Consider the following 11,816-nt stretch of genomic DNA (forward strand, 5'->3'; position numbering starts at 1 on the left):
CGGCTCACGGCGCGGGCCGGGCGCGGGAATACTGGCTGCCCAGCGCGTGTCTGGATACCGGCAGGGGTATAGCCGCAGTGGAGGCGGTGACGGCCGTTCCCGTCCCCACCTCGGCGATCATCCACGATCATGTGGTGTGCCCGGGCCTGCTGCGCGAGCCGGAAGGATTGGCGGACATGGAACTGGACAAGGACGCGCTGGCCGATGTCGCGGTACGGCTGAGACGCGCACAGGGGCAGATCGGCGGCATCGTCAAGATGATCGAGGAAGGACGCGACTGCGCCGATGTGATCACTCAGCTCGCCGCGGTCTCGCGCGCCCTCGACCGGGCCGGCTTCAAGATCATCGCTACGGGTCTCGAGCAGTGCCTCACACGCGAGAACGCCGGAACCGAACAGGGTGAGATCGACCGCGCTCAACTGGAGAAGCTGTTCCTGGCACTGGCCTGAGATCCCGGTCTTTTTGGCAATAGCTCTCAGTCGTCAGTTGCCGCCGTTGCCGTTGGCAGGTCCTCGCCGGGCCACCGGCTCGCGTTGACTCTCCTTCTCCGCCGAAGGCGGGACGAAAGACCCTTTCTGCCGTGGATGCGCGCCTCGGATAGTCGCTATCAAGAACGCCCTCCAGCCGGGACGGCGGCCTACGTCCGGCCACACCGCCGGGCGAACGGAGAGGGACCATGAGCGACATCGGTGAGCGGGTCCGAGGCGGCGAGGCGCGGGACGTCCTCGCGGTCCGGGCGGTGGGGGTCAGCAAGGTCTACGGTCACGGGGACAATGCGGTGCGAGCCCTGGACGATGTCACGGTCGGGTTCGCGTCCGGGCAGTTCACCGCGGTGATGGGGCCGAGCGGTTCGGGCAAGTCGACCCTGCTGCACTGCCTGGCGGGCCTGGACCGGATGACATCCGGTCAGATCTGGATCGCGGACACCGAGTTGAGCGGGCTGTCCGACCGGCGGCTCACCCTGCTGCGGCGGGAACGGGTCGGCTTCGTGTTCCAGGCGTTCAACCTGATACCGACCCTGACCGCCGCCGAGAACGTCGAGCTGCCGCTGGCCATCGCGGGCAGGCGGCCCGAGCGGGCCTGGTACGACCGGGTGATCGACGCGGTCGGGCTGCGGGGCCGGCTGGGGCATCGTCCAGCGCAGCTGTCCGGCGGCGAGCAGCAGCGCGTCGCCGGCGCCCGCGCGCTGGTCTCCAGGCCGACGATCATTTTCGCCGACGAGCCCACCGGCAACCTCGATTCCCGGTCGAGTGCGGAGATGCTGCGCTTCATGCGCCGTTCGGTGGACGAGTTCGGGCAGACGATCGTGATGGTGACCCACGACCCGAGCGCGGCCGCCTTTTCCGACCGGGTGCTGTTCCTCGCCGACGGCCGCGTCGTCGACGAGATGGCCGATCCGACCGCCGAGAAGGTGCTCGACCTGATGAAGCGGCTGGGCGGCTGATCCCGATGTGGAAATTGACCTTGAAGGGGCTGCTGTCCCACAAGCTGCGGCTCATGCTGACGGCGCTGGCGATCGTGCTCGGGGTGGGGTTCGTCACCGGCACCTACGTGCTCACCGACACCATCAACAAGACCTTCGATGAGCTGTTCACCCAGGTGACCAAGGGTGTCGACGTCGCTGTGCGCACCAAGGCGTCCTTCACCGGCCAGGCCGGCGAGCAGCGGGCGCCGATGCCGGCGCCGCTGCGTGACCGGATCGCCGGGATCCCCGGGGTCAAGGCCGCCGAGGGGTCGGTGAGCGGCTACGCCCAGTTCGTCGGCAAGGACGGCAAGCCGGTGACCACAGGCGGCGCGCCCACCTTCGGCACCTCGCTCGGCACGGTTCCGGAGTTCCAGGCGGCCGGCACGATCCGCGCCGGGCACCGGCCGAGCGGTCCCGGCGAGGTCGCCGTGGACGCCCGCACCGCCGAGCGGGAGGGCTTCCGCATCGGCGACCGGGTGACGATCCTTTTCCAGGGGCGGCCGGGCGAGTTCACCGTGGGGGCGATCATCGGCTACGGCAAGGCCGACAATCTCGCCGGCGCCACCATGGCCGGCTTCGATCTTGCCACCGCGCAGAAGGTGCTCAACCGTCCGGGCGTCTACGACGAGATCGACGTGGTCGCCGCCCCGGGGATCAGCGACCAGGCCCTGCGCGACCGCGTCCAGGCCGCGGTGGGCGGGACGTACCAGGTGCTCACCGGCGAGCAGCTCGCTGAGGAGTACAGCACGCTCATCGCCCAGTTCACCAAGTTCATCAACTACGCGCTGCTGGCGTTCGCGTTCACGGCGCTGTTCGTCGGCTCGTTCATCATCGTCAACACCTTCTCGATCATCCTCGCCCAGCGGACGCGGGAGCTGGCGCTGCTGCGCTGCCTCGGCGCGTCACGGCGTCAGCTGCTGGCCTCCGTCCTCGGCGAGGCGTCCATCGTGGGGCTGCTGGCCTCGGTCGTCGGCCTGGGGGTGGGCGTGCTGATCGCCGTCGCGTTGAACGCCGCTTTCACCGCGCTCGGCGTCGACCTGCCCTCGACCACGCTGGAGGTCCGGCCGCGGACGATCCTGGTGTCGCTGCTTCTCGGCCTGGTCGTGACCGTGGCCGCGTCCGTGCTGCCGGCGGTCCGGGCCACGCGGGTGCCGCCGATGGCGGCCCTCCAGCAGCACATCGTGACGGCGCTCCCGCACAGCGTCCGCCGCCGCGCCCTGGCGGGCGGCCTGATCACCGTGACCGGCGTGGCGCTCCTGCTGAACGGGCTGTTCGCCGGGCAGGGCGACCGGCTGCTGAACGTTTCGGTCGGCGCGCTGGTGGTCTTCCTCGGCATCGCGGTGCTCAGCCCGCTCATCGTCCGGCCGCTGGCCAGGCTGCTCGGCTGGCCGTTCGCTCGCTGGGCGGGCGAACCGGGCAAGCTCGCCCGCCAGAACGCGATGCGCAGCCCGCGGCGGACCGCGTCGACCGCCGCCGCGCTGATGATCGGCCTCGCGCTGGTCAGCTTCGTCGCCATCTTCGCCTCGTCGATCAAGGCGTCGGTCAACAGCACCCTGGACGAGTCGGTGAGCGCGGACTACATCCTCACCGGCCCGTCCGGCGGGCTCGGGTTCAGTCCAGAGGTGGTGAAGCGCCTGGCGGCGCAGCCCGAGATCGAGTCCGCCAGCGGCCTGCGCCTCGGCATGTTCAAGCTCGACGGCCGCACGCAGCAGCTCGCGGGCGTCGACCCGATCGCCTACGGCAGGACCGTCCGGACCGAGACCACCTCCGGTGACCTCGCGGACATGGTCGGCGGCGACATCGCGGTGCGCGAGAACACCGCAGAGGAGCACGGCTGGAAAGTGGGCGACACCGTCGCGATGGAGTTCCCGGTCGGCGGCGTCCAGCGCAAGCAGATCAAGGCGATCTTCAAGGACAACCGGCTCAACAACGCCTACCTGCTGGCGATGACCGACTACACCCGGCACTACACCGACCAACTCGACTTCCTGGCGTTCGTCAAAGCCAAGGAAGGGGTCACCGCGGCCGCCTCCCGCGCCGCGGTCGAGCGGGCCGTACGGGACTTCCCCGTCGTCCAGGTCAAGGACCAGGCCGAGTACAAGCAGGACCAGGCGCGGCAGGTCGACCAGATCCTGGCGCTGTTCTACGTCCTGCTCGTCCTGGCCGTGGTCATCGCCTTCATCGGGATCGTCAACACGCTGGCGCTGTCGGTGCTCGAACGGATCCGCGAGCTGGGGCTGCTGCGCGCGGTCGGCATGACCAGGGGCCAGCTGCGCGCGATGGTCCGCTGGGAAGCCGTGATCATCGCTGTGTTCGGCGCCGTCCTCGGGCTGGCCGTCGGCGTCGTGTTCGGCTGGACGCTCGTGCGCGCGTTGCACGAGCAGGGCATCACGGAGTTCGCCGTCCCGATGGGCACGTTGTTCGGTTTCCTGGTCGCCGCCGCCCTGGCCGGCGTTCTGGCCGCGGTGTTCCCCGGCCGCCGCGCCGCCAGGATCGACATCCTCCGCGCCATCACCACCGAATGACCTGTCCGCGCGGCGCTGGCGGCATTAAGGCGTGACAACGAGAGCATGGACACTGGAGTGGAGAACCCCACGGCAAGGCCCGTCCCTACTTGGAGGTCCAGTGGTCGATCGGCGCGTGCGGCCGCTCAGGCAGCGGTCCCTCCGGCGCGGGGAGCCGGGACGCGAGGAGCAGATCGCCCCCGAGCACATGATGCATCCCCGCCCGGCGAAACCGTACTGGGCCGGCACCGACGGCCCAGTGGACAGCGGCATCTACGTGGAGGGCGTCCGGCGCCGGTCCCCGGCGAGCCTGACCGACACCTACCGCGAGCTGGCGGCGATGGGCGACGGGGCCATGGCCTGGATCGGACTCGACCGCCCGTCGCAGGCCCAGCTGTGGTCGTTGGCCGAGCAGTTCGGCCTGCACGGGCTGGCGATCGAGGACGCGATCGTGGCGCACCAGCGTCCCAAGCTGGAACGGTACGGCGACACCCTGTTCGTGGTGCTGCGCACCGCCCGGTACCTGGAGCGGACTGAGGAAGTCGACTTCGGAGAGGTGCACGCGTTCATCGGCGGGAACTTCGTGCTGACGGTACGGCATAGTGAGTCGCCCGACCTGGCTGCGGTGCGCAGGGAACTGGAAGCCGAGCCCGAACTGCTGGCCCTGGGCCCCCAGGCCGTGCTGTACGCGATCCTCGACGCCGCCGTGGACGGCTACGCACCCGTCATCGCCGGGCTGCAGAACGCGATCGACGAGATCGAGACCGACGTGTTCGACGGCGACCCGGCCGTGTCCCGGCGCATCTACGAGCTCTCCCGCGAGGTCATCGAGTTCCAGCGCGCCGCCCGGCCGCTGATCCCGATGCTGGCCGACGTATCGGCCGAGTTCGAGAGGCACGGCATCGACGAGGAGATGCACCGGTATCTGCGCGACGTCGGCGACCATGCCACCATCGTGGTGGAACGCGTGGACGGCTTCCGGCAGAACCTCCAGAACATCCTGACGGTCAACGCCACCCTCGTCGGCCAGGCGCAGAACGAGGAGATGAAGCGCCTGTCCGAGGCCGGCTACGCGCAGAACGAGCAGGTCAAGAGGATCTCCGCGTGGGCGGCCATCCTGTTCGCGCCGACCCTGATCGGCACGATCTACGGGATGAACTTCCGCCACATGCCCGAACTGCACTGGCTGTTCGGCTACCCGTTCGCGGTGGTCCTCATGGCCGTCGTCTGCGGCGTCCTGTACACGGTGTTCAAGCACCGCGGCTGGCTCTGACGGCACGACCGTCACCATCACCGCCTTGATCCGGGCGGAGCCGACGGCATAACTCACCGCGTACAGCGCCAACGTGGCCGGTCCGCGCCCTACCGAACGGTAAGAGTCTTTCGGCCCTGTGCCGCCGCGCGCCCGGCCGCCACCCTGGAACGAGTACAGGGTCGGGACCCATCCGCAGACAGAGCGGAGCGTGTTGGCGGCGATCCCGGTCCGGTCGGTCGGCCGGGCATCCTGTGCGCCTTAGCGGCCTGCTCACTCCCCTTGGGTGCGCGGGGTCGCACGGACGCCCCGGCCAAGCCGATCCGCAGGAAACCCGCAGTCGCGCCCCCGCACGCCGGAGGACATCGCCCGGTTCGCCGGCCCTCGCGTGAGCACCGGCCCGGACAGGTCCCGGTCTTCGGGTCCGGCACCCACCGCCCTGCGATAGCGCTTCGGTACGCCCAGGGCGTATGCCTGGCGACTATAGATACCTCTCGGGGTATTTGAGGTCAGCGATGGCACGGCTTTCGCCCGACGGCGCGACGCGCCGAGATGTCCCGTCCGGGAGGAAATGCATGCGAGCCGAGTCTGTAGACGCCGCCCGCCCGGCGATGTGAGCGCAGCGCCCGCCCATCCTGTACCGCCAGGGCGTCTCGGTGTCTGGGCGGCTACTCACGTCCGGCTAGTCCTGCTGGCATGGGTGGCGGTCGTGGCCGTGCGGTGCCTTCGCCCCGCAGTTCAACTCCGCGCTGTGCGGCGCCGGGCGGCAGGCGAACGGGTCGCAGTCGGTGGCGGTCCGCGAACTCGCCCAGCGGCACTTCGGCGGATCCGAGCCCGGCGACCAGATCAACCCGGCCGCGGTGGAGGCGATGCGCGAGCGCGGCATCGACATCACCGGCGAGTTCCCCAAACCCTGGACCACCGAGGTCGCCCAGGCCGCCGACGTCATCGTCACGATGGGCTGCGGCGATGCCTGCCCCGTCTTTCCCGGCAAGCGGTACCTGGACTGGACCCTCGACGACCCCGCCGATCAAGACCTGGCCGCCGTCCGCACCATCCGCGACGAGATCGAACAGCGCGTCCGCGGCCTGCTCACCGACCTGGACGTCCCCCTCCGCGCCTAACCCGACCATGACCTGCACACCTGTGGGCCGCCCTGCTGTCGGCGTGGGGCCCGCCACTCGTCCACTAGGCCTTCTCACCAGCAAGGGCTGCCGTCCGTGACCGGCACCCAGTCCGCCAAAGATCCGTCCTGCCACTCGCTGGGAGGAACGATTCGGTGTCGTTGCCGCGCCGGGCCCTGGCCGAGGCGGTGGGCACCGCACTGCTAGTCACCGCGTCCCAGGAGCTCGCGCTCCTGCGCCGCGGCGGCCTGCCCATCTCGCAAATAGGGCAGATAAGTGCACTACCGCATCGACGCCACCGTGGAACGCTCACTCACCGAACTGCATACGGCGTCCACCGCTCCGAGAAGTCAGCGGCTTTTGACGCCGTGGGCGCGGAATCGGGTGTGGACGTGTTCGAGGAGTTCCGCGGAGGGCGGCGGGGTGTCGGCGAGCGGGAAGGGGATGCCGAGGCGTTCGTACTTGGGGGCGCCGAGGCGGTGGAAGGGCAGGACGTCGACGTGTTCGACGTTGGGCAGGGTAGCGACGAAGGATGCGACGGCGTCGACTTCGTCGTCGCCGTCGTTGTGGCCGGGGACGAGCACGTACCGCACCCAGGTGGAACGTCCCAGGTCGGCCAGGCGCCGGGCGAACCGCAGCGTCGGGGCCACGTCGCCGCCGGTCAGGGCGCGGTAGGTGCGGGGGTCCCATGCCTTGATGTCCAGGAGGACGAGGTCGGTGTCGGCGAGCAGGGTGTCGGTGGCGCGGTCGCCGAGGTTCCCGGAGGTGTCGAGTGCGGTGTGCAGGCCGAGGCGGCGGCAGCGGTGCAGCAGTTCGCCGGTGAAGGCGGGCTGGAGCAGCGGTTCGCCGCCGCTGATCGTGACGCCGCCGCCGGCGACCTCGATGAAGCGGCGGTACTTGCCGATCTCGGTCATCAGCTCGTCCACGGTGACCCGGCGGCTGTCGCGCATCCGCCAGGTCTCGGGGTTCTGGCAGTACAGGCAGCGCAGCGGGCAGCCGCCGGTAAAGACGACGAATCGGGTTCCGGGGCCGTCCACTCCGGTGGAGATGTCCCAGGAGGGCACCGCCCCGGTGCTGTTGTCCGTCTCGCAGGGACGGGCGCGGGTCTGCGTGGTCATCGATGCCTCACAGTGATGCGTGGAAGGTGCGGTTGACGACGTCGCGCTGCTGCTCGGGCGTCAGGCGGACGAAGTTCACCGCGTATCCCGACACCCGGATGGTCAGCTGCGGGTACCGCTCGGGGTGCGCCATCGCGTCCAGGAGCGTGGCGCGGTCGAGGACGTTGACGTTCATGTGGAAGCCGCCCGCGTCCACATATCCGTCGAGGATTCCGACGAGGTTGCCGATCCGTTCGCCGGGCGTGCGGCCGAGGCCGGCCGGGGTGATGGTCTCGGTGAGGGAGATGCCGTCACGGGACTGGTCGTAGGGGATCTTCGCGACCGACAGCGCGGCGGCGACCATGCCGTGCCGGTCACGGCCGTTCATGGGGTTGGCGCCGGGCGCGAACGGCTCGCCGGCCCGGCGGCCGTCCGGGGTGTTGCCGGTGTGCTTGCCGTACACCACGTTGGAAGTGATGGTGAGCACCGAGAGCGTGTGCTCGGCGTCCCGGTACGCCGGACGGCTGCGCACCTTGGCCATGAACGCGGTGACCAGGTCCACGGCGATGCCGTCGGCGCGATCGTCGTTGTTGCCGTAGGCGGGGAACTCGCCCTCGATGACGTAGTCGGTCGCGAGCCCTGTCGCGTCACGGATCACGCGGACCCGCGCGTACCTGACGGCCGACAGGCTGTCGGCGGCCACCGACAACCCCGCGACCCCGCAGGCGAGCGTGCGCATGACCGGGTGGTCGTGCAACGCCATCTCGACGCGCTCGTAGGCGTACTTGTCGTGCATGTAGTGGATGACGTTGAGCGCGTCGACGTAGGTGGCGGCCAGCCAGTCCAGCATCCGGTCGTAGGCGGACCGCACCTGCTCGTAGTCGAGGAAGTCGCCGTCCAGCGGGGGGAACGCCGGGGCGACCTGCTCGCCGGTCATCTCGTCGCGGCCGCCGTTGATCGCGTACAGCAGCGCCTTGGCCAGGTTGACCCGGGCGCCGAAGAACTGCATCTTCTTGCCGACCTCCATCGCCGACACGCAGCAGGCGATCGCGGCGTCGTCACCGAGGCGCGGCCGGATCAGGTCGTCGCTCTCGTACTGCACCGAACTGGTATCGATGGAGACCTTGGCGCAGAACCGCTTGAACGACTCCGGCAGCCGGGGCGACCACAGGACGGTCAGGTTCGGCTCCGGCGCGGGGCCGAGGTTGTAGAGCGTCTGCAGGAAGCGGTACGAGGTGCGGGTGACCAGCGTGCGCCCGTCACTGCCCATGCCGCCGATGGCCTCGGTCACCCAGGTCGGGTCACCGGAGAACAGCTCGTCGTACTCGGGTGTGCGCAGAAACCGGACGATCCGCAGCTTGACCACGAAGTCGTCGACCAGCTCCTGTGCGGCCGTCTCGTCCAGGCGGCCTTCATCGAGGTCGCGCTGCAGATAGATGTCGCAGAACGTGGAGGTGCGGCCGAGCGACATGGCGGCGCCGTTCTGCTCCTTGATGGCGGCCAGGTAGCCGAAGTACAGCCATTGGAGCGCCTCGCGTCCGGTGCGTGCGGGGCCTGAGATGTCGTATCCGTAGGAGGCCGCCATGTGTTTCAGCTCGTCCAGTGCACGGATCTGCTCGGCGAGCTCCTCGCGGTCGCGAATCACCTCGGCGCTGGAGGGCAGGTCGTCCAGCGCACGCCGTTCGGCGCGCTTGGCCTCGATCAGACGGTCCACGCCGTACAGCGCGACCCGCCGGTAGTCGCCGATGATGCGCCCGCGCCCGTACGCGTCCGGCAGGCCGGTGATGATGTGCGAGCGCCGGGCCCGCATGATCTCGGCCGTGTACGCGTCGAACACGCCGTCGTTGTGGGTCTTGCGGTAGGCGTTGAAGATCGTCCGTACGGACGGGTCCAGTTCGTAGCCGTAGGCTTCAAGGCCCTTCTCCACCATGCGCAGGCCGCCGTTCGGCATGATGGCGCGCTTGAGCGGCGCGTCGGTCTGCAGGCCCACGATCAGCTCGCGGTCACGATCGATGTAGCCGGGCGCGTGCGAGGTGATCGACGACGGTGTCGAGGCGTCCACGTCGAAGATGCCGCGGCGGCGCTCCTCACCGAACATCGCGGCGATCCGTCCCCAGACCTCGCGCGTACGCTCCGTCGGGCCTTGCAGGAATGAGGCGTCGCCTTCGTACGGCGTGTAGTTCGCTTGCACGAAATCGCGTACGTCGATGTGCTCCCGCCAGGTCGTACCGTGAAACCCGCGCCATGCGGATATGTCGTGCTGGACGTCGTCTAGCCCGATCGCCGTCATCCCCTGCCTCCGATGGTCTCGCTCACTTCGACTATCCCCGAGAGAGGTCTAGACCACCCAGGGCCGGAGGTCCTTGATCGGGTGACCAACGCCCCTTACGGAGGAGTGAACAGCCCTACCCCCTGCTTCCGCTTCCGCGCCGCGACCCCGTCCAGGCGGCACTCCGGTGGTCCGCGTTGGATTCGCCGCCGCGCTCGTCGTCTCCAGGGCGGCTCCAGATGGTGCGCCCGGCCGACGCGTCCACGGCGATCATGAACTTCGTCACCAGGAGGACAGCCGTCACCGCGGTCGTGCACACCAGTCCGAGGCGGGTGGGCAGGCCGAGCCACAGAGCGCCGGTCATCAGCACGAAACCGATGGCCAGCAACGTGCGGTACCGCGGACGCAGGGACCGGGCCGAGACGGCTCCGGCCGGCGATCCGGAACCGTCCCGTTGACCGCTCATGCCGGGCCCGCGAGCTGCGCGATGTCCTCGCTGGCGGCATGGTGGATACGGTCGGCGAGGTCCGCCAGAGCCCGGCTGACGGCGAGCTCGTCGCCGATCTCCGGAACTTCGCGGTCGGCCGGGTTGCGGCGCGCGCGGCCGCGTCCGGTGGACTTCTTCTCGCTGCCGCTGAAAAGGACGGCGTGCGCGACGGTGTCCGTGCCGTCCTCGGTGATGTAGAGCTCCACGCTCCATTCCTTGGCCTTCATGACGGGCCTCCTTCAAATGGCGGTTCACCTCCATCGTCCGAGGCCGGTCGAGCGTCTGGAAGGGCCGGAGGTCCCACGCGCGAAAGGCCAATGACCTGCAATGACGACGTGCCGGGCGACCGCGGTCGTGACCAGGACGGCCCTCCGCGTGCGGGCGGCGGGTGAGGCGCTGGTCATCGACTTCTCCTTCTGCCCACGTCACAGCATCCCCGCAGTCGGGACCATGGCCCACGCGGCGGGTGCGGGTGGCCATTGATCAGGCGAGGACATCGTCCCCCTCCTCTCTCGCGGCCGTCGCTTCCGGGGCCGCGCACACTCCGATCCGGGGCGTCAGCCCGGCGGGTGGGTCACCGGGTGCGCCTGGATGACGGCGTCCGCGGCCGGGAAGTACGTGCTGATGTGCCCGTCGTCCCATTCCACGACGTAAGGAGGCGCGCCGTCACTGCCATGAATTTCGAGGATCAGCGCCTTGCGGGCCGGTTCTCCCACTTGGTGGCCTCGCACGATCACCCAATCGCCGACGTTCGCCTTCATTGGATTCCTCCTGCCATTTTGCGACGTTTACAGCATGCTCGTGCGGCATTTCTTAAACGCCGGGCCGAACGTCCGCGCCAACGTCTTCGGTGACCCGACGGCGGAGGTTGCGGAATTGCCGGTGCTGCATGATGAAATGTGCGGGCTCGCCGAAGAGCCGGGCGACGACGCGGTCGGCCATTGCCGGACTTCCCCGTCCGCGCGTCCGGACGACCAGTCGCGTGCCGCCATCCGGCAGCGGCCGCAGGTGGAACGCCCAGATCCCGTCGGTGTACGCCTTGGGCCTTGGGCCGCGTGGGTCGAACGGCTTACCGGACGGCAGTTCCAGGTCGGCCCGCAGTATCAGCGTCCGGGGCGGATCGAGCATCTCGACCAGGAAGTAGGACGCGCCGCTGGGCACTGTGGGCAGTTGATCGCCGACCGCCGTCTCCTGCCATTCGGAGTGGATGCGGTCGGCGCTCGGCCGCCCGCCGTGGTCGAGCAGGTCCCAGCTGTACCACCCGCCTCGCCCGCAGCCCATCTGCACCAGCCACGGCCAGACCTGCTCCGGCGGGGCGGGCAGCGAGACCGCCATGGTCGACTGGGCTGTCGCGTCCTTCACGAGGTCGTCGCCTGGATACACGGCTGCCGACTCCTCCGCGGTCGCACCCCAGCGCAACAGACGAGGACGAATCAGAGCGGCGTAGGCGCCGGCGGCGAGAACGGGTAGTGCGGCTCTGCGAACGACAGTGCTCATCATCTTCTCCTCCGCAGCATCGGTGTCCGCTTCCACGGTTTCTCCGGCTCCGGCCTCTGCACAGGGGCTTTCGAACCCGGCGGTGAAGGACGTTCGTCCTCTCTACCGCGGCGACTCCGCT

The 11,816-nt window shown here is 69.4% G+C and carries 11 protein-coding genes; 5 read left to right on the top strand and 6 right to left on the bottom strand.

The window, feature by feature from the left end; all coding sequences use genetic code 11:
* The first annotated feature begins 176 nt into the window (after positions 1-176).
* The 5 genes from ETD83_RS09000 (at position 177) to ETD83_RS09020 (ending at position 6,345) form a co-directional block, all read left to right on the top strand.
* Positions 177-449 carry a metal-sensitive transcriptional regulator gene (locus ETD83_RS09000; RefSeq protein ID WP_138644635.1) on the top strand — a complete coding sequence of 91 codons (273 nt, stop codon included), beginning with the start codon at positions 177-179 and terminating at the stop codon, positions 447-449.
* Between the two features lie 227 nt (positions 450-676).
* On the top strand, positions 677-1,444 hold the full coding sequence (locus tag ETD83_RS09005) for an ABC transporter ATP-binding protein (RefSeq protein ID WP_138644608.1): 768 nt from the start codon (positions 677-679) through the stop codon (positions 1,442-1,444).
* A gap of 20 nt (positions 1,445-1,464) precedes the next feature.
* Positions 1,465-3,990, top strand: a complete 2,526-nt coding sequence (locus ETD83_RS09010; RefSeq protein ID WP_171064097.1) for an ABC transporter permease — start codon at positions 1,465-1,467, stop codon at positions 3,988-3,990.
* A 100-nt stretch (positions 3,991-4,090) separates the two neighbouring features.
* Entirely contained in the window at positions 4,091-5,242 is a 1,152-nt protein-coding gene (locus ETD83_RS09015; protein WP_230420771.1) for a magnesium and cobalt transport protein CorA, read from the top strand.
* Positions 5,243-6,009: 767 nt separating this feature from the next.
* Positions 6,010-6,345, top strand: coding sequence for an arsenate reductase/protein-tyrosine-phosphatase family protein (locus tag ETD83_RS09020; protein WP_230420772.1), 336 nt, complete (start codon positions 6,010-6,012; stop codon positions 6,343-6,345).
* Between the two features lie 350 nt (positions 6,346-6,695).
* On the opposite strand, the gene pflA is transcribed toward ETD83_RS09020, so the two are convergent.
* The 6 genes from pflA to ETD83_RS09050 form a co-directional block, all read right to left on the bottom strand.
* On the bottom strand, positions 6,696-7,463 hold the full coding sequence (gene pflA, locus ETD83_RS09025) for a pyruvate formate-lyase-activating protein (RefSeq protein ID WP_138644610.1): 768 nt from the start codon (positions 7,461-7,463) through the stop codon (positions 6,696-6,698).
* A 7-nt stretch (positions 7,464-7,470) separates the two neighbouring features.
* Positions 7,471-9,732 carry a formate C-acetyltransferase gene (pflB, locus tag ETD83_RS09030; RefSeq protein WP_138644611.1) on the bottom strand — a complete coding sequence of 754 codons (2,262 nt, stop codon included), beginning with the start codon at positions 9,730-9,732 and terminating at the stop codon, positions 7,471-7,473.
* 115 nt (positions 9,733-9,847) lie between these two features.
* Positions 9,848-10,177, bottom strand: coding sequence for a hypothetical protein (locus ETD83_RS09035; protein ID WP_138644612.1), 330 nt, complete (start codon positions 10,175-10,177; stop codon positions 9,848-9,850).
* Entirely contained in the window at positions 10,174-10,425 is a 252-nt protein-coding gene (locus tag ETD83_RS09040) for a DUF1876 domain-containing protein (protein WP_138644613.1), read from the bottom strand. The genes ETD83_RS09035 and ETD83_RS09040 overlap by 4 nt, the downstream gene beginning before the upstream one ends.
* A 330-nt stretch (positions 10,426-10,755) precedes the next feature.
* Positions 10,756-10,959 (bottom strand): DUF1918 domain-containing protein, encoded by a 204-nt coding sequence (locus ETD83_RS09045; RefSeq protein WP_138644614.1) that lies wholly within the window; start codon positions 10,957-10,959, stop codon positions 10,756-10,758.
* A gap of 52 nt (positions 10,960-11,011) precedes the next feature.
* Complete coding sequence (locus ETD83_RS09050) at positions 11,012-11,731, bottom strand: hypothetical protein (RefSeq protein WP_138644615.1); 720 nt, start codon at positions 11,729-11,731, stop codon at positions 11,012-11,014.
* Between the last annotated feature and the right edge of the window lie 85 nt (positions 11,732-11,816).

Source organism: Actinomadura soli (assembly GCF_005889715.1).
In the GTDB taxonomy this organism is placed as follows: domain Bacteria; phylum Actinomycetota; class Actinomycetes; order Streptosporangiales; family Streptosporangiaceae; genus Spirillospora; species Spirillospora soli.

Bases quoted from the DNA above. Each gene is read 5' to 3' on its own strand.
- ETD83_RS09000 (WP_138644635.1), top strand. From the start codon at position 177: ATGGAACTGGACAAGGACGCGCTGGCCGATGTCGCGGTACGGCTGAGA.
- ETD83_RS09005 (WP_138644608.1), top strand. From the start codon at position 677: ATGAGCGACATCGGTGAGCGGGTCCGAGGCGGCGAGGCGCGGGACGTC.
- pflA (WP_138644610.1), bottom strand. From the start codon at position 7,463: ATGACCACGCAGACCCGCGCCCGTCCCTGCGAGACGGACAACAGCACC.
- pflB (WP_138644611.1), bottom strand. From the start codon at position 9,732: ATGACGGCGATCGGGCTAGACGACGTCCAGCACGACATATCCGCATGG.
- ETD83_RS09035 (WP_138644612.1), bottom strand. From the start codon at position 10,177: ATGAGCGGTCAACGGGACGGTTCCGGATCGCCGGCCGGAGCCGTCTCG.
- ETD83_RS09040 (WP_138644613.1), bottom strand. From the start codon at position 10,425: ATGAAGGCCAAGGAATGGAGCGTGGAGCTCTACATCACCGAGGACGGC.
- ETD83_RS09045 (WP_138644614.1), bottom strand. From the start codon at position 10,959: ATGAAGGCGAACGTCGGCGATTGGGTGATCGTGCGAGGCCACCAAGTG.